At 41.9% G+C, this 23139-nt stretch carries 7 protein-coding genes; all 7 read right to left on the reverse strand.

What is annotated here, in order from left to right:
- Positions 1 to 32: 32 nt before the first annotated feature.
- Entirely contained in the window at positions 33 to 2822 is a 2790-nt protein-coding gene (locus tag ACFPZG_RS01490; protein ID WP_317940365.1) for a phosphodiester glycosidase family protein, read from the reverse strand.
- Positions 2823 to 3190: 368 nt separating this feature from the next.
- Positions 3191 to 4642, reverse strand: a complete 1452-nt coding sequence (locus tag ACFPZG_RS01495) for an O-antigen ligase family protein (RefSeq protein ID WP_283733002.1) — start codon at positions 4640 to 4642, stop codon at positions 3191 to 3193.
- A gap of 138 nt (positions 4643 to 4780) precedes the next feature.
- Positions 4781 to 6490 (reverse strand): DUF4855 domain-containing protein, encoded by a 1710-nt coding sequence (locus tag ACFPZG_RS01500; protein ID WP_317940366.1) that lies wholly within the window; start codon positions 6488 to 6490, stop codon positions 4781 to 4783.
- 84 nt (positions 6491 to 6574) lie between these two features.
- On the reverse strand, positions 6575 to 8020 hold the full coding sequence (locus tag ACFPZG_RS01505) for an S-layer homology domain-containing protein (RefSeq protein ID WP_283733005.1): 1446 nt from the start codon (positions 8018 to 8020) through the stop codon (positions 6575 to 6577).
- 107 nt (positions 8021 to 8127) lie between these two features.
- Positions 8128 to 10089, reverse strand: coding sequence for an S-layer homology domain-containing protein (locus ACFPZG_RS01510; protein ID WP_317940367.1), 1962 nt, complete (start codon positions 10087 to 10089; stop codon positions 8128 to 8130).
- Positions 10090 to 10470: 381 nt separating this feature from the next.
- Complete coding sequence (locus tag ACFPZG_RS01515) at positions 10471 to 18645, reverse strand: carboxypeptidase regulatory-like domain-containing protein (protein ID WP_317940368.1); 8175 nt, start codon at positions 18643 to 18645, stop codon at positions 10471 to 10473.
- Between the two features lie 295 nt (positions 18646 to 18940).
- The gene (locus tag ACFPZG_RS01520; protein ID WP_317940369.1) at positions 18941 to 22996 is read right to left on the reverse strand and encodes a S8 family serine peptidase; all 4056 of its coding nucleotides are present in this window, start codon (positions 22994 to 22996) and stop codon (positions 18941 to 18943) included.
- Between the last annotated feature and the right edge of the window lie 143 nt (positions 22997 to 23139).

A 23139-nucleotide genomic window follows, 5' to 3' on the forward strand; every position in this document is an offset into this window, starting at 1 on the left:
AATTTTCTGCAATCTCAAAGACTATTTTTCTATTACTTTATTGCCATTGTTCGATGTAAGAACACCGAGAAATCAGCTCTACTAATGTTTTGCGCAGGTCCGTACTTCCCACCACCAATACCTTGGGTAATATTGTTAAATGCCAAAGAATTGATTGCATCTTTCGCGAAGCTGCCATTGCTGTCCGTGAAGTAATCTTTCTCAGAGAGCTGTAGCTTGAATCCTCGTTGAAGGATCGCTGCCATTTCTGCACGAGTCAGTTTACCGTTCGGGTCGAATTTCTTACCTTTTTCCTTCCCATTGATGATTCCATAATTCGCGACAGCCGCCACTTCTTTATAGAACGTCATTGTCGGCGCCATGTCTTCAAAGCCCGGATCTGTTACATTGTCGAGTGGAAGTTTAAGTGCTCTTGCCAAAAGGATTGCCGCTTGCTGTCTTGTCAATTCTTCATATGGACCGAAGTTGCCGTCCGCGAAGCCTGCAATAACCCCATCATTGACCAGGGAAGTAATTTCACCTTCCGCACGGAACGTCAGTCCAGTGTCTTTGAAAAGTGCTTCTTTGTAGTTGTTCGCGAATACCGCTTTCAAGTCATCAATTCTGATGCTGCCCTTCGTTTTCAGGCTGTCTGTCGGTTGTGCGATATAGATTTGTTTAAGTGTTAGATTACCAGTTGCCCCTGCAGGGATAGTAGCCGTCACATAGTTCCAGCCAAGCCATTTCAAGCCGTTTTCAGGCGTGAAGTCGACTGTGTATTCCTTACCTTGGGCATCTTGGATACGTCCACGCAGCCATGTATCCCCGGCATCCCCATATACACGAGCGGAAATCTTAACCGGAGTACCTGATAGGCTTACAGGTGTCTTCGCTTCGATATACGCAGCTGAAGTGCCTGTTGTTCCAGTGAAATCATATGTTAATTTTAGGGAGCCAACGCCTTCAAACGCCGGCTCTTTGTCGCTATTCATTGAAAGTGTTGCTTTGCCGTTCGTTGTTGTAGATGTCCAGTTATTTAGGAATTCCATTTTATCTACACTGGAGTAATCACCTGTTATTGTTACTGGGATGGAGATCGTTTTGCCACCTAATGTTGCTGTTACAGAGCCTGTACCTTCTTTTGAAGCTGCTGTGAAGACACCTGAAGCTGTGATTGTGCCGATACTTGCAGGAGCACTCCATTTAACAAGTGTAGGGTCAAAGATGACTTCTCTGTTTTTAGCATCGAATGCTTTGACAGTTAATGTCGTTTGTCCATCTTTTCTAACCTCGAATGACGGGCTTGATGGCTGAACTGTATGAATGCTGTCAACGACTTCAAATGGTATATTCGCTGTCGCACCACTGAACTCAGCAGTAATTGCGCCAGCTCCTGCTTTTTGAGCCGTAAATTCAAGGCCGTTCACTGCGATAAGACCTTGTGGAGATGCTATTTTAACAGCTGCTTTATCGAAAGTAACCGGGTTGTAATAGTTGTCCATAACGTAATCTACCAAAACGGAACCTTTCGTCCCTTTTAAATAGACTCCAGGTTTTGACAGATGTGCACCAACTGTTGTAGGCGTTCCTACAGGTGCATTTGATACCGCAAAAAGCGCAGTGGAGACAGAACGTTCTCTGCCATCGGATGGTTTATTGAAAAGCGAGACGTTAAAGTCACCAGGCTTACGAACAGCCATCGTCGTGGAGCCCCCGCCATCCAAGTTAAGCGCTTGGTGAGCGCCAATTGAGACAAGGTATTCAGCAAATTCCTTCAAGCTTTGTCCACGGCTATAACCAGATTGTCTTCCGTCCACCGTCACCATGAATACTTTCGTTCCTGTTTTATCGATTGCAATCGCCGTACGGGGCGCACGTTCTGTTGCACGATCACTGTTCGGATCGATGCCAAGGTTTACTTTGCCGTCTTTGACAAGTTCCGGACCGGACGTAAGCATGAATGATGCGCCTTTCCACTTGTCATCGATATCTGCTGTGATGGAGATTGTCTCTCCGATTCCGATGTCTTTGATGAGTTGCATCGCTTCACCATGAGCAGACAGAACGAAGCCGTCCTTAGGGATAGTAGATGCTGTCGGGTTGTTGCGTTCCCGAATTTGCGTTACTTTACCTGTTACTGTTTCACCAAAGTTAAGTTCTGTTCCGCCTGTAACACCTTCAAGGACAAGCTCAATGCCAAGGGCGTTTGTTTCTGTAGTCGGTTTAGGATAGAGAGGTGTATAAAGGATCAAGTTGTCATTCGAACGGTGCTTGTCCGTCGATGTGATCGGATACTCTTGTCCATTATGATTGAATGATAGACTCAAGTTATATGAATCTATCTTTCCTTTGCCAGTGCTGTCAATACCAAATGCGATCGGTTGGTTGACGTACTGGTCTCTTCCGGATGCGATGATGCCGGCATTCATAAGTCTATCGCGGTAAGCGATGAGATACATTGGTAAATAGCCTTGGTCGGATGACCAGAAGAACGAGCCGTTAATAGCTCCTGCTACTTGCTGGCCTAATGCTGTGTAGGCATTTGCTTGGCTTGTAGTAGTTGCAAGTTTGTTAAGCGGCGTCGGGTAACTGACGTCGACTGTTGTGAATGGGTCATTCAAGTCAACGACTAACTGGCTAAATGCTTGTGGATCGTTATTTATGGTTGTGTTCGTATATTCATAGTGGACACCTTGTGAGATTTTTGTAGATTCTGTAATAGGTGCCACCGCTTTTGTTTCTGCGGTAGTATCTGATGTTTCTGCAAATGCAAAATTTGGTATTAATAGAAAGATCACAAGGAGTAGGGTGCTGAGTTTCGACAGTTGTTTACGTTTATGCAATGATTCATTCCCCTTTGTTATTTGATGTATGTTTATTATAATCTCTTATTATTTTATTTGTATAGTTATGGGAGCTTTTCGTTCTAATAGACTACTAAAAAAAGAAAGCCCAGCGGGCAGTTATGCGTGATTCAAGCGCTTTATGCGTAATTGGAGGGATATATGAGTGTTTCAAAGCATTTATAAGCTTGTTATGGGATTTATGCGCATTTCGGTCAGAATATGTGTATTTGGAGGGACATATGGATCGCGGGTATGCAATCTTGCAATATATTTTCCTGTCGCGAGAAGTGCTTTTGACAAATTAGGGTTCATTAAACAAAAAAACGCCCCTTTCCAAGTACAAACTCGGAAAGGGGCTGTTCTATTTATTGCAAACGCGTATTTTTCTTTGAAGTATAAGCCAAGAAGACAGCTGTCAGAATGTAGAAGTACATCGTGAACGTCTTGTCTTCCCAGATATTGTAGATAAACCCGCACCAGTAGACGCTTATGAGTAAAGCTAACATCGGAATGGCTTTATCCGATTGCTTACGTCTCTTCCAGAACACGACTAACATGCCTAATAGGAAGACGGCGAATAGCAATACGCCTACAACACCATTTTGAGTAATGACCTGGATGTACTGGTTGTCCGAATAGATATTGAAACGGATGTCGTATTGGCTATAGTATGGCGACGAGTACACTTTCGAAGCAGAATCCCCGAACGTTCCAAAGCCCGTTCCGATTACCGGATAGTCTTTAAAGATCTCGAATCCTTTATATACAATGAACAAACGTCCAGTTGTCTTACTCTTTTCAAACGTATCTGACTGGAATGTCTCTTTAATGCGTGTCGTTTCAATGGCGAAAGTTTCATTAGGTTCAGGTGCACCTGTCCGTACGATTTCACCGATTTCAGTGTTCGAACTGATCCATTGTGCTGCCTTTGTCACCGGTACAGTAATAAGCGCGAAGCCCAATGCAGCGACAAGTCCTGCTTTCAGGACGAACTTCCAATTCCTTGTGAACAGGAAGTAGATGACAATTCCAATGATGAAGGCAATCCATGTTCCACGGCTATACGTAAGAATCCATGTACCTGCAAGCACTACAAGAACGATATTAAGCAACCATTGAAGCTTCGACTTCGGAAGCAACGTCTTTAAGTAATAAATAAGAATGCCGGAAATCGTTAAATAGACGGCGAACACGTTCGGGTTGTTTACAAGGCCGTAAATACGGCTTGCGTTATTTTTCGAAAGCTGACGGTTCACCCATTGATCCGGCATGAGGAGTGAACGGGCAGATAGCTTTTCGACGATTCCTTGGATGATAAGGACAACCGTAACAAATAAAGTCACAGCAAGGAAATTCATAATATCCCGTTTCGTAATGTCCAATCGTTTAACGATATATAGTAGAAGGAACATGATTACGAATGCGCGGATTTGGAAAATGATTGCCGTTAGGACGACGCCTGATAGGAATGCCGAAACGGTTCCCATTAAGATGAATGCGATAAATGCCCATTCGAATAGTTCGAAACGGAAAATCGACTTCCAGTCTTTCCGAGCATCCCAAAGTACGCGAAGGAAAGTGAAGACGATGATTAAATCACCAACAAGTTTTAATCCTGGGCTTAATTCGATCAGGAATGAGCGAAGCGGGAAGTAGATAAGCAAAAATAAAATGGCCTGTTTCGGCCTGAACAATGCAGCGATTGCGAGAACAAGTGAGATGCCATAGGCAATCATAGTATTCGGAATGACGAGCGCCACAGCGATGAGTAGAACCCCAATGATCGGCACAGCCATTTCTCTAAGGTTAAGATTCATGGAATGACCCTTTCTGTAGTTGTTTCACATTTAAATAGTATAACATAGCGTTAGTATGTATCGGCAGGTTTATTTCATAATTATGTGGACGATTCGGACTGGGAAAGGATTCATCAAAAAGGAGCGGTAAACCGCTCCTCAATTCTTCACTTCTTCTTTATTAAAAAACGTTTCTGTCAACTGCTCATACCAACGTTTGTATACAGGATGATTAAATGTTGCCATTCGTTCGACCATGTTTACTCCTTGGTAGAACATCATGCCTTTTTCATCTAAGCCATAGCGTTTTGACATATCCATGTAGAGGTCGAATGCTTCAACACCTTGTTCGGCTTTGTCCATATGGTAGGAATCGATTTCTATTGTAATTCCTGTGCCGTATATTTGAGCGTTCAGGAATGCGCGGTGCAGCCGTTCTTCTTTGTTGTTGATGGTTGATCTGAATGCATTAGGTTGGAGGAATGCGGCGTCGAAGCCGTAGTCTTTCCATTTATAGAAATTTGTAGATGTTGCGTGTGGTGAGTAGATGAAGAACTTGTCATTCTTCTTCAAGATGCTTGAAATGGATGAGATGATGACTTCATCGTCGACTGTACGGACTGTTTCACTTAGCCAATAGAAACCTTTGAAGTTCAAATTGTCATATTTACCGTTATCGAAGCGTTGCATGACTTCGTTTACATACCAATTGACAAGATCGTATCGGGCGTAGACGTCGCTTCCAACACTATCCCCACTAAAATTAATGATAGGCTCATTTCTCTTTGGATAGGGGATTGCGATATATACATCAACATTCCTATTCACAAAGCCAGCCGTCATGTTCAGGTTATTAATCGCTCCGTCTTGAGCGAAGGTTCTTTCGATATAGGTTCTCCAGTCAGAGTAGTTTGCATGGTTCGATGGTCCATCTACGAATTGATCACCACTTTCATTATAGCGTAGACCAAGGATAACGAATGTGTCGAACATGTCTATTTGACCACTGTTTACTGGCTTCGTTTTTAGGTATTGTCTGAAAAAGTAAGGTGAGAAATTCTCCGTTTCATTGAAACCGTTGTAAATGAGTACTCCGCTGTTGAGATTGGTTTTATCTGCAGCGGCGATCGTTTGTGGGTATTTATTGAATTTATTACTTTGGGGATGTACTGTCCCCTTTGGATAATAAAGGGCAAGTTCAATCGCGTCATCGACATTCCGCACGATCTCAACAAGTTCTCCTTCGTTTCTCACTTCGTAAGCGACAGGCTTCTGGTATACCCTGTTCAGGAAAGCGCTGAATTGGGCGCGAGTCACGGTTTCACCCGGACGGAATGTCCCGTCTTTATAACCTGTTGTCACTTCTTCGAATGCAATGGCGTCGATGTAAAGGAAATAAGGATCCTCATAAGGCACATCTACGAATTGACTGCCGCCCTTTCCTTCGTATCCATAGGCAGTTGCGAGCATTTTCGACATTTCGTCACGTGTTAGTGGTTCGTCTGGATGGAAGTAACCTTTGTCAAGTGAAAGCCAATTGTTTTCAAGTGCAATCATGATTTCCTTGTAGCCGGGTGAAGTTGGTAATAGGTCTTCGACTGGTGTCGGTTCACTGTTTAGTTCGTAGAGATCAAGGACTCTAGTCAGCATGACTGCTGCGTCTTTACGTTTGATGTCGTAGCCGGGTCTGAAATTGCCGTCGGAAAATCCACGGATTACATTATGTTGTGCTGCAAATTGAATATCTTCGTAGGCCCAGTATTTGTAGGAAACGTCCTTGAATGTGGATGCATGTGCTGTTGATGTCCCGATGATGGATAGGCATATGATGGTGATGACGAAGCAGAGTTGCAGTAAACGTTTATTCATTCCACGTTCTCCTTCTTGTTGCAAAAATTCAAGGGGAAATCGATTGCGATGGAGCCATCGACTTCCCCCTTGGTGATGTTAGGTTTATTGGATATATGGTGCCGCAATGAAGCCAGTTTTTACTTTGCCATTAAGTGTTGTCTTTACCGGGTACCAGATGTACTGGTTGGGTGAATTGGCGTCCATGTCGTAGACTGGTCCACCGATTATTGTGAATGAGCCTTTGGTAACTTCTGTTAGGATTGAGTCAGTGCCGGAGCTTGGCTTGGATCTAAGGCCTTTTCCGGTGTAGTTTACAACTGAGCCTTCTTTGAGAAGTTCTGCTGATATTGTGTTGTCGCCTGTCATTGTGAAGGCTTTTTTATTGAATTCAATGTTGCTTGTTGTTGTGCCATCGTATGTGAAGTCGTCGATCGACATGTTGATGGATTTGATATTCGTTGCGACGAAGCCATTGCTCAGTTTGCTATAGACTTTTTCCTGGTAAGCTTTCAGGTTTCTTTCGCCTGTCGCCTGGTAAAAAGGACTGTTCATTGGTTTTGTTCCGTTATAGGCCATGACTGCAAAGTACCAATGTTCAAGGACGTTGCGGTCGTTGGTGCCGATAATAGGAAGATCTGTCCTCACGAAATTGTCTGATAGGACCTTAATACCCGATTCGATATTGTAAGCAATATCGTATTTAAGGCGCTCAGTGTCGAACTCAGTTCTGTTCGTTAATTGCATAAGCCCGATTCCGTTGTCTTCACTAATAAGCGGTTCGCCGTTGCTTAGGAAATGTTTCCAGCCGCTTTCGACTTCTACAATAGCCTTTGCAATTTCAGGTGGAACATTCGCATTTCTTGCTGCTTTTGTCACGAGGCAATTTAACGTTTGGCGATCCGGGTTCACTTTGCTTGCCGGATTGTAGCCGCAAGCATGCACCGTCAAGCGCAAGTTTTCGTTTGTTGCACGTGCAAGGAATGCAGAGAATTGTGCACGCGTGACTGGATTATTCGGTGCGAAAGTAGTTTCCGAATAGCCTTGTGTCACTCCAGCGGCGATGATTTTGGGTATGTATGCATATCCCGCAGAGCTGACCGGCACATCTGTGAATGTCATCGGTTCTTCCTCGGTCAATTTGAATGCCCTTGTAAGGAAGATTGCCATTTCCCCTCTTGTTACGGTTTCATCAGGCTTAAAATTGCCGTCTGTATAGCCTTTGATGATCCCTTCATCATTGGCAGATTGGATTGCACCTGATGCGAAGCTTTGGCTGCTGACATCTGGAAAGATAGTTGCCCTTTTTTCAGTCGGTAAATCCAACGCTCTGGCAATCATGACTGCCGCCTCCGCCCGTGTTACTACATCGTCGGGTGCGAAACGGTTTCCTTCCTTCCCTTTGATAACCCCTTGGCCTGCTAAATAATTAATATGTTCATAGAATTGGTAGGTGGCGCTTACATCCGTAAAACCTTCCGCTTTGGCAGAATTTACACCGCCTGTAACGAAAAGAGTGGCTGCTGCGATAAATACTATTATTTTTTTCATTATGTTTCCCTCCTTCATATTAGACTACTATAATATTGTACTGTTTGAAAGAGATAGGAAAAGCCCTCCAAAGCTTAGACGCTTTGAAGGGCTTGATAGTTTCATAATTAGTTAATGAATTTGATTTCTGCAAGGAAGTTGTAAATGATTTTCGCCATTTGTGCACGGTTAGCGTCAGCGTTCGGACGGAATGTGTCATCAAGGTAGCCGTCAAGTAGGCCTGCTTGGTAAACGCGCTCAACGTGTTTACGTGATGCTGCACCGATTTCCTTGTTATCTTTGAATGCTGTCAATGCTTTCTTCGTGTCGAATGTCACTTTGTCAGCACCAACATAGTCGATTGCACGGCTGATCATGATTGCCGCTTGGTCGCGAGTGATTTCTTCGTACGGACGGAATGAACCGTCAGTGAAACCAGCTACGATTCCAGCTTCAACAACTGCAGCGATTTCGCCGTTTTTGTTGAATGCTTGGCTTGTAGATACGTCTGCGAAGACATTTGCAGATTTATCCATCGCTACGATACCAAGTCCGCGAGATAGGATTGCTGCAAACTCACCACGAGTGATCACCTTAGTAGGAGCATACTCAGTAGCTGTTACACCGTTGACTACCATGCGGGAAGCCAATGGATTAACGTACTCTTCAGCCCAGCTTGTACCTGCAGTGATGTCAGTAAATGATTTAGAGTGTTCAATCAATGTATAAACAGAGTTTGTTGAACGGTATAGGTTTGCTGACTTTTTACCTTCCGTTACGTATGTCGGTACTGCAGTTACGTTACCGTTTGCATCAACTGTTACACCAACTGTTGTAAGTGGGTTTAGTTCTGAAGCAGCAGGTACTGAACGCTTAATTGGTGTTGGGAATACGTTCAATACTTGTGACTTACCGCCTGGTGCAACAACTGAAACGTTGAAGTCAAATGCGTCTGCAAGTACTTTGTATGCTGCTTTGCCCGCAAGTGGGTTGTCCACTTTTGTAACTGATACATTAAGTTTCAGTTCAGCAGAAGCAACATCCAAGTCTTTTGCAATTGCAGCAAGGTCAAATGCGTTAGCCGGCAATTCATATGCAACATCGCCGAATTGTAGCACAACTACAGCATTGCTGTTTTTCTTGGAAAGTGCGTTCAAGATTGTTGCAGGGATGTCAGCAACTGTTGTGCCAGCTTGTACTTTAACAACTAATTGATCAACTTTATCTGCTTTCTCGATTGCATCGATAGTAGCTTGTGGGTTGCTGCCGATAGTTGAACCATCAACCTCAACTGCATTGTCGCCAGTTGTTGGTGGTGTTGGTGGGATTACTACTCCCGGAGGTGTAATTACTTCAGGAGGAGTTAGAACAGTTTTGTATTCTTTGGCCAATGCTTTAAAAGCATCTTTGTGAGCTTGTGTGATTTCTTCAGATGAAACAATCTCATTTAACGCAAGTCCAACTTGAAGCTTTTTAACAGCATAATTAACTCCATCCTTAATAGGAGTGTAATCAGTGTTTGCATGGTATACGCCAAATAAAGCATCAATAAAATTATCAGCCTGTGATCCTTTTGTCGTGTCCATAGTTGACAATACTTTAGTTTGTACATCAACTAAGTATTCAACAAATAAATCACGCAAATCGCCTTTATATGATTCTTGGTCGAAAGCCGCTTTTAAATCTGCATCAGATACAGTTTCTGTTAATGTGTCGAAAGCATCTCCCATTTCGACCGCAGTTGTTGAATTAGCCAAGAATTCCAATAATGCATTTACTACTTTTATGGAGCTTTCATCGTTTGGATAATTTAGTATATCCTTAGTGAAATCCCCTGCTGCAAGTTGTTTTTTAATTTCCAAGTGCGCCTCTCTCAACAACACTTCTGCGTTTGCATCTTTAGATTTTAACTTGTCAAATGCTTTATTCAAATTGCTAATTAAGTCATTGACTTTTTTCTGTGCCGCCGCACCTAATGGTTTAGAGTCTGCTGCATTTGCAGTAGCACCTACCGCAAGGACCGGTGTCAATGCTACTGCACCAATCATTGTTGCTTTTAGAACTTTAGAGCTAGTATTTTTCGTTGTCATTCCTTCACCCCACTATATATTTTTTACTACATATTTAATAGTCTAATATAAAACACAATTTAAGACAAGCCAATTGGAACTTTTTGTCGAAATAGGTTTTACATTTTTCTTCTTTCCTGGAAATATAATCACAAAAAGTTATTATACTGAAACTACTTCATAACTTCACCTAACGAGTATATGAAAACCCACCCTATCAAAGTACAAGCAGATAGGGTGGGTTTAGATTTTAATGGGACCCGGGTGATGTGTTTCCGCACACCCCCCGGTACTTTTCCTATGGTAAAACCTTCAGAAAAGATCTTAAATATAATCTACCAAACTATCTACTATACGTAAATGAGCTATTTTATTATTCACTAAAATAGACCAACTCCACTTTCAATCAATCAATCGCAATACATCCAGTGCACGGTAAAGCATGACTGCCGCTTCTGCGCGTGTTGCATTGTTTTTCGGCATGAAGTTGTCGGTATTACCTTTGATAACGCCGATTGCTGCTGCCTTGTAGACTGATTCGATGGCGAATGATCCAATCGAACCGTGGTCGTTGAAGTGTGCAGGCAATTCGATGCCTTCAAGCTTTGCTTTGTCTTGGTAAAGAATCGCACGCATAATCATTGTTGCAATCTCTTCACGCTTAATCGGCGCGTCTGGGTTGAACTTCCCGTTAGTTGTACCATTAACGATACCAGCACGTGCTGCAGCTTCAACTCCTGCGTATGCCCATTTCTTGCTCTTGTTCACGTCACCGAACTTCCCTTCATACTCTTTTAATGGAAGGTCAAGCGCGCGCGCAAGCAATACTGCGAATTCCGCTCGAGTGATTTGTGCATTCGGAGCAAACTCAGTTTCCGTCTTACCTTGGATGATGCCTTTTGCTGCTAGTGCATTGATTTCTTTTGCAGCAAATGTGTTTTTAATATCCTTGAAGTCTGGAATGATCGGCTCCGGCTTTTCTGGTTTCGGATCTACTGGTGGTGTTGGTGGAATGTATACTCCGCCTCCTCCAGGTGTTCCGCCATCGGATTTCGCCGTTGTGAACGTTAATTCCTTATCTGCACCTAATATCTTTCCTGAACTATCTTCAATATCTTCACTAACAACAAGGCGGTAAGTTGTTCCAGCTTTCAATTTTGATCTTGGAACAAATTTAAACGTTTTCGATAGTTTCTTCGAGTCATCTGTAACGAAGAATCCATCTTCATCGTTGTTATCTTTTCCGCCGTGACCATCTTTTTTATCATCTGGTGTTTCAATTGACTTGTAACCTGTTAGATCAATCGTTTCAACAGTTCCCTCGATTGGTGTATCGCTGCCCTCTTCGAACAGCTGGATAAGTGTCGCTTTGTCAGCTGTATTCATCAATCGATCGAATTCAATCGTCAGATCGTCTCCCGTTACTTCTGTTGTAACAATTACAGGATCCGAAATTCTCACCATCGGAACATTCAATTCCGTTTCCGGAGGAGGAACGTCCATGATACGTGAAATGTATGGCTCATAACCATCTTTCGTGAAGATGACGCGCCATTTTCCTGCGATGACATCCCAGCCGTAACGACCTTCTTCGTCAGTGATTTGTGGGTTGACTTGGCCATATTTTGCCGCATCCCATTGTACCCACTCTGTATCATCGTCATCTCCAACTTGCATTTCGACAACTGCACGAACTCCTTCAAGTCTGTTGTCCATGCTGCCTTCGAATACGTAACCAGATGGGTCAATCAAGACGATAATGTTCATCAATGGAAGCGTGATTTCCACATCATCTTTTTTGAACGTGATTTCCAGCAATTGCTCACCGTATGACGTCCAACGACCAAGCAGGCTACCGTCAAATGTGAATGTGTTATCTGTACCTTTGACAAGGTCATACTCTTTTCCAAGGAAGCTGATTTTCGCTGAATCCACATCCATATCGAATTTCACTGTCGTATCGAGTGGTGTATGCTCGACAATTGCAAATGTCGCAACGCCCGTATAAGGGTTCAGTTTTACATCGCCATTCCAACCTGCATGGACTGTTACATCAGTCATTTTCGGAACGTCTGGCTGATAAGTGACTGTTACCGGTTGCTTGGACATCGTCGTTTGCTGACCGTCAGTTACTTTTGCGGACAGTATGAATGTTTCTTTCGCCTTAGAGTCAGCTACCGGCAATTCTACATCGATGAACCACCATTTGCCGTCGACCTTTGTTTCACCGACTTTTTTATTGCCTGCAAACAGTTCTACTTTTGAACCATATTTAGCATTACCGTAAACCTTGATATTTTTTACACCCGTAAGCGCTGGTGCTTCAAGTGTTACGAATACGACTGATGTTGTAGACGAAAGGATTGATCCTTTTTCAGTCACTTTTGCAGTTACGGTTAAGGAAGAAGCTTCAACATCCCCAACTGTTGCACTGAATGTGATCCTACCGGATTCTCCAGCAGCTACTTCAGGAATAACCACTTTATTGCCATCAGATTTGACTGATTTTCCATTCAGGGAAACAGTTTCTTCTATTAACTTGAGTCCTGTAGGGATTGTTAATGTCACAGGGACATCCTCAGCCTTTTGAGTTCCATTATTCTTATAGACAAGCGTGAACTGGACTTCTTCACCAGAGACGACAGAAGTTTTGGAAACCGCAAGATAGTTTCCGTCACCATCGAAATCTCCGTCACCCTTCGCTTGGAGCGTTACTTCTCCGACATCGCTAGGTTGCTTACCTTCCATTGTTACAGTCGGATAACCGTAAGAATAGAATGATAGATTGTAGGTCTCAGTGTCTTTCAAACCAGTTACTGCAAAACTTCCATCCGTAGCAGTACGACCCCAACCATAAGTTGTTTGACCATCTGCCGAAATTGAAACATTCGCCAGTGGATCGCCATTAGGGTCGACGACTTTTCCAGTCATCATTACAGCTTTTGCCAATTGAATGTTTTTCTCGACTTCATCATCACCAACTACAATTGTTTCCTGATGAGACAAGTAAAGCTGTGAATAGACATCAATCCAAATATCATCTGTTTTCGATAGGCCACTCAGCTTGTATTCACCAGTCGCATCTGTTTCTGCGTACGCATTCGTATATCCACCGTAAGCATAGACGTACGCATTCGCTACCGGCTGGCCTTGGCTATCCGTTACTTTACCAGTAATGACACGTCCTTGCTCCAAATTGATTTTAATTTCGGGATTATCCGCCACTACAACATTTTGATGATAGGACATAAATCCTTCAGCATAGATGTCTAACCAGTAGTCATCCGCAGCAGCAACATTTTCAAATACAATTGCACCATTTTCAGGCTTAACATTGTACTTGTAGTAGTTACCAACCCCGGTGTAACCATGTTTTTGATAAGTTGAATAGCTATACAAATAAATAGAATCAATTTTTTCGACATCGGCATTAAATTTAATCGTCAATGTCTTTTCATCGATTGTAAGCTTGTCGACTTCGAATTTATAATCCGTCGTCCCTTTCACCAAATTGATTGATGCAGTTGTTGTTAGGTAAGTACCTTGACCATAGACTGTCAATTTGTACTCGCCTGTTTCCAAATCTTTTAATACCGATTGCCCGTTATTCGTTGTGAATTTACCATTCACTGTAGATCCAAATACAATATATCCTTTTGGACCTGTTAATCTCGCAGACAGTACATCAGTTACAGGCTTGTCAGTAACTTTATCGAAAATTGTAATGGAAGCATCCGTAAATGCAGGTACTTTGTAATCTGGAGCAGCGACAATCTTGGATTGACCTACTTCAAGATCTTGTTGAGCATAAGTATTTCCATTTACAAGCACTGAAATTTTGTACTTGCCTGAAGGAAGCCCTTTAACCTCGAAAGCTCCATTAGCATCTGTCTTCACTGTGTACGTTTTATTCGAAACAAGACGAACTGTTGCATCCTCTACAGGTTGCCCGTCCTTTACAAGTCCTTTAACTGTAGAACCGACAGACCAATTAAGTTCATTTGAAATTTCTTCGGTTTTCTCTTCACCATTCAAGATTTGACCTGTCACTTTTTCAATGACTTTCTGGCCTTCTTTTACGATGAATATGCCTTCATACAATTTAGACGTTTCATTGTAAGAAAGTACCACTTCGTGTGCTTTGCCGTCTACATAGACATTCGCTACCGCCGTGAATCCTTCTTCATAAGAGCCATCCACTGTTACAGCCAGCTCGTCACCGATTGAAAGCAGCTTATCTGCATTTCGACCGTCTTTAAGTGTAATTTCTGTTGCAGTGAATGCATCCACAGTGAAACTGGCTACATCTGAAACGCTTGTGTTTTTAGCTGCATCTGATGAAGTGATTTTCACCTTATACGTTGTGCCTGGTTTAATGTTCGAGATGACTGCTGTTGTTCCCTTTTGTGATTCGCTAAGAACTGTGAACTCTCCATCGTTTTCAGCAACTTCAACTTTATAGGAAACAGCGTCTTCTGCACCTGTCCAAGTTACAATTAGTTTTCCTGCTTCTTTTGTGATTTGAATATTACTTGCTTTTTCAGGAGGTGTACGGTCGATTGTTACAACAACGCTTGTTGTAGCATCTTCATTGGATGCGACAATCGTATACTCTCCATCAGTTTCTGGATGGAATGTATGCGTGTATGCACCTTCTGAATCGGCCGCGACAACCGTGCCACTCACTTTTTTACCATCTTTTTGCAATTCCAATGTTACTTCTACATCCGCATTTGCTTTACCAATTACTGTAATGCTTTCTGCATTTGTGATTAAACCTGATTGCGGAGTATGGATTTGTACGAATGGCGTGTTTTCTCCCGTAACTGTAAATTCCTCTTTAAGAGTAATGGATTGACGTAAAGCTGTCGGGATATGCACTTCAAATGTGTATGTTCCTGCAATAAGCTCTTTATTAATGGCAAATTCTCGGTCGTTGATTGATCCTGTCATTTGCCATACTGTCTTGCCTGTATGATCTTTTACTGTATACTCCACAGGCACATCGTATTCTCCACTGAATTCTCCAATATAATCCCTGATTGGATCTTCCGATGCTTCAGCCGACATCATTTGTGGATTATTCTCCAACGCTCGGTAAATGTTAGTTATTTGGAAGTCACCGGAGTGGAGTGAAACAAAAGCTTGTAAATAGTAATTTTTATTTCCAATCTTGTCTAATTGGAAATTGAAAATGTTTCCTGATATTGCTTTTTTGTCGAAAATGAATTCTTTGTCTTCATTAAGATCGACAAATTTAACGACACTATAGCTCCAAGGTGTATCATTTTCCTCATTTGAAGCAATGTAATACCTTAGTGGACTGTATTGCCCCTTTTGTTGGGACATGGATGAAACCCAATCCGACTCGCTATGAAGGGAGAATCTATTTGGATAGTACTCGTATCCAGAAATCTTCATATCTTTAATAGTAACTTTAGCCAAGTCTTTTCCATCGACTTCGATTCCCATATTATCTGCAATAGTTGTTTTAGGTACGTTTAACACCGTTGCATTTTGTGAATTGTCAACTACTATTATGCGGCCATGATAGTTGTTCGGAGACGCCAATACTTGGAATGATTCTTTTCCACTAACACGTATTGGGCTAAATGGAGAGTATCCATCTGTAGCAAGTCCAAAGTTCAGTTCCGCACGTTGAATAGTTGTCGGGTTTAAATTATGCGTAATTTTAATTGACTTCAGGTCTTCAGATAGTTGCAATGGGTTAGATTTACTGCTGTTCAGCAATTGCTCACCTTTCATTGCTTGGATATCAATAACACCTAAATTATTTTGCAGTGTTCCAGTCAGTAAAATTTTATACTGTGAATCCGGATTCAACTCCAAACCATATGGCATAGTAAATTGCATATCATAGAAGTTCAAGTTCAAGTTGAATGTTCTTCCGTACTCATGACTGTCCAAGTCGTCATTTTGAATAGTCATTTGTCGAGGTTGGAACTTACCGTATTTTGTATCCAACTCTACCGGAATAGCCAATGGCTTTTCTTGCCCATCCACGTAAATGAATGAATCCATTGAGAGGGATACGATTTCTTTATTAACTGTGCTTTCAACCAATTTAATCTTATAGATGCCTTTTTTCAACGGCTCCGTTAATGCAAATGAATCGAAATAATGCGTTAAAATCGGTTCGCCGATACGTTTGTCGTTTTCATCGTAAATTTCATAAGTGAATGAGTTTTCACCTATAATATCCAATTGGCCATAGTCATTTTCGAAGTATGTGAAGACTATAGTCGAATTTGAATTGGTATACGCGTAACCGTCGTACGTAGTAAATTCAATCCCCTGTTCTTTTTTATCTTTCCCATAAGGAACTGGTCCTTTATAAGTCGTATCTCCGTCCCTTACCGTTAGATAGGTAGAAGGATTGCCTATGATCTTTTCGCTAACATATAGCTTGGAATAAGTTTCCCCATATGGGTACAGGGAGAGACTTGCATTCTCATATTTTGAAGATGGCTTTAATAATTGCCAATCCACATTTGTTAAATCCAATGAGAATTCATTATCCCCATTTACAAATCCAAACCATTTGTATTTTTCATTGTTTGCATTTGTTCCAACCCAGTTAACGAGGAATTTTGCATCCTTGGATACATGCCACCCAAATTCGAATAGATTCACTGATACACTTGTTGAGTTATCCATTCCAAGTAGCATGAAATTCACTGAATCAGTATTAAAGAATCCAGTATCCACTTTCATTTCCACAAGGTCGGTTGCACTGAAGTGGTAATTCTTATCCGCTTGACCAGTAAATTCTTTTGCATACATTGTTTTGGAAGTATGATCTACGACTGTCATGTAATAGCTCAAGCCATCCAAAATATAAGCATCCGGAATGAATGCCTCATATACACCATTAACTGATTTGATTTCTTTTGAAATTACTCGATTGTAATAACGATTTTCTTTTTCACCTGTTTTTTCATACAAAGTGACAATTCCTGATTGTAGTAGTTCACCTTTTGAGTTTTCAGCAGTAAAAACAGTTCCTTTTAATTCTTGAACTCCCGAATCAAATACAAATGATTCTTCTGCAGATAGCTCGTTTCCTTCTTCGGTAAGATAAGTTGCCTTTACTGTGTAAGTACCACTTTTCCATGTTGAAGCATCAATTTCGATTGATGAATGAAAATATTCGTCGGACCATTCAAAAACTTTTTCCGAGCCGTTGAATAGTTCAAACTCAATTGGGTTCACCGGAATTCCACTCATCCTAAATTGACCGGATCCTAAAGTGAGTTCATAATTCACCCACAAAAAATGATTCGTATTTGTGTTTAGACTTGTAAACTCTAATTTTGTTGGCGCTGTTGGAATTTGTATTGTTTGATCACTATCAATTACAAACACACCATCCCAATTCGCGTTATTTGAAAAACTTAAATTATAAGTTCCATTCGACAGTTGAATTGCTGCATTTTCACCTTCGTTAATAAGGAAAGTAATATCGGAGTTTTTCAAATTCAAATAACCCCAATTATAAGTTCCATCAAACTCCACCTTTGAAGAATCTGCCAAAAGTGTGTCATAGTCAATCGGTTTACCGATTGTGACCTTTCCATTAAGGAAATGTTTTGTTTCGTCTTTTTCCCCTTCTATCACATATTGCAAAATTATTGGGTTTTCAGAGACTAACAATCCATTTGATACATAAAGTATGTTGTAGTTATCACTCCATTGTTCTCTATCTACCGGTATGAATCGCATTTCATAGATACCCAGACCGCTATTTTCCGAACTAAGTGCTGTTTTCAATAAATCCTCGTCAGATGGGATGGTTTTACCAGTGACCTCCAATAGTTCGTCACCTTTTACAACCATCTCATTATAATAAGTGTTGGTCTCACCGTCTTCTTCATATTCAATCCAATAAATAACCTTGTACTCGTCATTCGGCTGAATAGAATCTGCAGGGAAACTCAATTTATGAATTCCTTCACTACTTATAGACCATGACATGTCTATAGATCTACCATATTGTCCATCACGCACTTTGCTTAATAGGATGCCTCTTCCAGAGTTGATAATTCTTTCATCTGAGTTAGCATCGATATTTATTTCATGCATGTTTACGTGGGAAGGACTCGTTACTTCAATGTTCACCAGAGTAGTGAAATCGCCATAATCAACTGTAATATACGTTTTTCCAGCATAAACAGATGTTACAAAGCCTTCATATACAATAGCAACTGTATTGTCAGCTGAGGCAAATGTTGCGTCTGCTGTTACATCCTTCTCCACTGTAGTGCCATCTGGCTTTGTCGTCGTTTCAGTTACAGTCAATTGCCGCCCTTCTCCGAGTTCAAGCCGTAGTGATTCGTAGTTAACGGAGTACGTGATCTCACCATCGACTTGGCCAGTGACCATAGTGCCATTAATGGACCCTTCAATCATTTGCATGGTACTTTCGCTTTGTGTGTTCGGTTTGAACGGTTTTACTTGTTTTGCTGATGCACTTGCCGAAAACGGCATCATCATTGACAGAACAAGCACGAAGGCTAATAGACTATTTAGCGCCTTCCTAAAGTCCCGCGTTTTCAACCCCATCTCCCCTTTTAAATTGATTGATCACACTATTGTATAAATAGAGCGTCTCTATGAATATATCATAAAGTCTGATACTTTGGGAGAATTGGCTCAAAAAATAGGTAAAATATTACGTCGCAATTAATTAATGGAATAAAATATGAAAAATAATGTAATTAAAAAGGTAATTAAACCTATATTTACTTCGAGTTATGGGATTTTGTGTGAAATTCGGAGCTTTCATCAGGAAGTACTAATGATTCATTGTAATAAAAAAAGGAACCCGAAGGCTCCTTTTTTTTCGTCACTATCAATCTATTAATTGCAAAACATTTAGTGCACGGTAAAGCATAACTGCCGCTTCCGCACGGGTTGCATTGTTTTTAGGATTGAAGTATCCATTATTTCCTTTGATGATCCCGATTGCGGCTGCTTTGTAAACTGATTCGATGGCGAATGATCCAATTGAACCATGGTCGCCAAAGTTACCTAACTTTTCAACGTTAGCTAGTTTCGCTTTGTCACGATAATCGATTGCACGCATAATCATTGTTGCGATTTCTTCACGCTTAATCGGCGCGTCTGGGTTGAATTTTCCGTCTGCTGTACCGTTCACTATACCTGCACGAGCTGCAGCTTCAACACCTGCGAATGCCCATTTCTTGCTTGTATTCACGTCACTAAATTTACCTTCATATTCTTTCAATGAAAGGTCAAGTGCACGAGCAAGCAATACCGCGAATTCAGCGCGGGAGATCTGTGCGTTCGCACCAAATTCTGTCGCCGTCTTACCTTGGACTATGCCTTTTGCCGCTAATACATTGATTTCCTTTGCGGCAAATGTATTGGCAATATCCGTGAAGGCTGGTGGTGTCGTTGGTTTTTCTTCTTTCGGCTTCTCTTCAGCAGGTTTCTCTTGAGAAGGCTTCCCGGCCTCAGGTGTTCCTCCGCCCGGCGCCGGAGGAATCACGATTGGCGGTATTGAAGGTCCCGGAACTACAATAACAGGTGCCTTGTCCACTTGGACATCGATTGTTACAGGTTCAGAATTTCCGTAGCTGACTGTAATTGTTGTTTTGCCAGCTTTATTTGCCTTGACTGTACCTTCAGAAACAGTAATGATGCTTTCGTCGGCTACTTTGTATTTCGCTTCCGTTGTTACATCTTTCACGGTTGTCTTTTCATCTGATGTAATTGTTGTTTCTGTTACTGTGAGCTTTGCCTGGTGTGTTTCTACCAATTTCAACTCAGTTGGAGTTACCGATAGTTTTACTCCAAGAGCATCTCTTTCAAAAAGGACTGTTTCAGAAGAATTACCTGCTGCGTCGTCAATCATTATAGTCACTTTCGCAGAGTTGCTAATATTGTCGAAGTCTTCCGAGTCAATATTGATATTGAATGTACCATCCTGTTCCAATACAATCGGTAATTTATTGGCGTTTTCACCGTTTATCGAAACTATATAAGAGGCATGCAGCTTTTCATTCAAATCATAGTCAAGTCCATATTGAGCCAACGCCTCGTTAAATTCAATATACTTATCTGTCACTTTACCGATTAGAGTTCCTTCATTAAATACACCTTCGACAACGGGTTTTGTGGACTTTATAAAAATTGGTCCTACGTAGTCATTAATTTCAGCCGGAATACCGGATTTCGGTTTTGCTGTGAAATCGAATGTGTAAAGACCATCTGGAATAATCGTTTTTCCTGAATCATCCCATGGAGAATAGGTTCCGTTAATCTTAAATGCATACTGGCCTGCGTCAAGTGACGGACTTGCGTGCATGAAGCCGATGAAACCATCACCAAATTCGCCACCATCAGGGTTCATGATATCGTAAATTTCCAAGTAGTTTGCATCAACATCGCCCGTGATGGTGAAGTAGAGCGTTGCCTCGTCTTTTACACCGTCACCGCTGAAGTTGAGATCGGTTTCCGATATGCTCATGTCTTTCAGCTCAACAGGAATTTCTCCACTGAAGTCTGCCGCAAATGGCAATGACACCTCTACATCTCCACTTTTAATGTGGATATAGCCCAACAGTTCATCACCAATTTTTGCCTTTGTATTTGCAGAGGCAGTCAGCGTGATATTTAAGAGTTGCTGGTCTTCGAGCGTGAAGTTCGGTTGATCGATGGTAATTTTAGCGTCGCCAAACGATTTCGTTACATTTACTGTAACGTCATACTCCCCGCCATTCCCCTTCATATCTTTAACAAGAATTTGTTTTGTAACTTTCAAATCTGTTCCAAGTGATTGAGGACCGAAAGTTACTGTTCCCTTTAGGTTCTCAACGATCTTATTTGATTCATCAAGCACCGCTTCGTCTATTGCATAAGCAAGAATGGTTGGATGCGCGGCCGCATAAGCATTTACACGCCCTGCCCCTTGAGAGAACACATCATACTTTTTCGTATCTAATAGTTTCGCAGTGTTGGAAAGTGCGACTTTCACATCGAAAGCATTCCAATCAGGATTTGCCTGTTTCATAAGTGCTGCGATTCCCGCAATATGCGGGGTAGCCATCGATGTTCCCGTTTTACGGGCATACGCCCTTTCGTAACTCGCATCCGGGTTATCCGCTTTGTACATCGGGATTGTAGACATAATATTTGTCCCCGGTGCGCTTACGTCAGGCTTTATGTCGAAGTTCGGAGTTGAAGGACCACGTGAACTTGAGTTGTTCACTTCGTCGCCTGCGATATATGTTTTATTGAATGAACCGAATGTAATAGTGCCTTCCGATTCGCTAAGTGCCGCACGGATTTCTTCGCCGTCCGTTTGGGACATATCGAATGCGGGGATGAAGTCAAAATCATCGCCAAGGAATGTTTTTGATATGCCGGGTGCGTTTGAGCCGCCTTTATGGTTATGGATGATGATAGCAACCGCACCATTGTCTTTCGCAGCTTGAATTTTGTCGACGAACGGGGCCTGGCCACGTGAGACAAGGGCTACTTTTCCTTTTACATCAAGATTTTCATAGTCCTTTGTTTCACCAAGTCCAGGTACTGCGACAATGTCAAATACACCATCAAGTTGAGTAGCTATGTCTTTGCCATATGGTGTTCCCATCAAGTTTAAATTTTTGGTCAGGTTGTAACTGTTAGTGTTGATATTCACTTCTCCATCGTAATGCGCTTCAGGATTTGTCGTGTTCCCGACTGCGATGCCGAGGCGGGATGTGGATGGCGTACCCATCGTTCCGCGGTCAGGGCCAGTGTTCCCTGTTGCAATTACTGAGATAGTTCCTGCAAGCATCGCATTATTAATGGCAAATGATGCAGCGTCCGTTTCAGTGTTTGCGCCGCCGCCAAGCGACAGGTTAATGATATCCATTTTTTCGGCAACTGCCGTGTCGATCGCTTTAATGATACCCGACATAGAACCGCTGCCGTACGCACCAAGGACGCGGTATGCATAGAGGTCAACTTTTGGCGCAATTCCTTTCAGGCCATATTCATTGTTGCCGATTGCGGCAATAATCCCCGCAACATGCGTGCCGTGTGAAGTATAAAATGTGTTTCCACTGCTATTGAATATAGGACGATTTGCTGGACGATCAAGCGGTGATGTTTCGGAAGCATCGTCGTCAGCACGCGGGCGTGTATAGTCGTTACCGATATGCGGGACGAAGTTTTTGCCTCCTTTATAAATGCCTTTGAAGTCGGGATGGTCGGCGTCGATTCCCGTATCGAGGACGGCAACCTTGATACCTTGCCCTTCATAGCCTTCCGCCCAGAGCTTTTCGATACCAAGGAAATCAACGCTTGTGTCCATGAATGCGTCAACTTGACCATCTGCTGGAATTACATTTTCTTCATCTTCGAAAGCATAAACAGTTGCATCGGGTTCAATTAATTTGACACCTTCGACTTGGAGAAGTATTTGAAGATCGTCAGCTTTTACTTTTGCTGCAAAGCCGTTAAGGACAGTGTCGAATGAATAACCCTCTTCAAAGGAGACTTGTAGAGCTTTCATTTCCTTTTTGACATGGTTTTGTTGTGCTTTTACTTTTTGAAGCGCTTTTGTTTCTTGTGTGGCAGTGAAGCTTTTCCCTGCCAATTCATTAATACCTTTTTGTAGCCCTGCAGGCGTTTCTGATAGATGAACGATGACAGAGATTTGTTCATCTCCCGATAGATCACTTAAGTCCTTATGTATAACTGGTCCGCTGTTTGCCAAGTTTAACTGTTCAGCAATAGCGGCTTTCATTTGTACTATGCTTTCGCTATTTGTTGTTGTTTTTAACGGACTAGTTTCTTCTGCGTTGACGATTGATGAAAACGGCGTCAACATGGACAGAACCAAAATAAAAGCTATTATACTCTTAGAGATTTTTATAAACTGTTTCTTTACCAAGACCCTCACCTCGTTACTCTTTCTATGATGTTACTTTCTTGCTTGTAGCTCATGAGTGTTTCAACTTATCGCATTATTAAGGTTTATATGACTATAATAATATATCATTTTTTAATAGGTTTGGGTATATTACAGTGATATTT

The sequence above is a fragment of the Sporosarcina thermotolerans genome (assembly GCF_042658975.1).
Classification (GTDB): Bacteria; Bacillota; Bacilli; order Bacillales_A; family Planococcaceae; genus Sporosarcina; species Sporosarcina thermotolerans.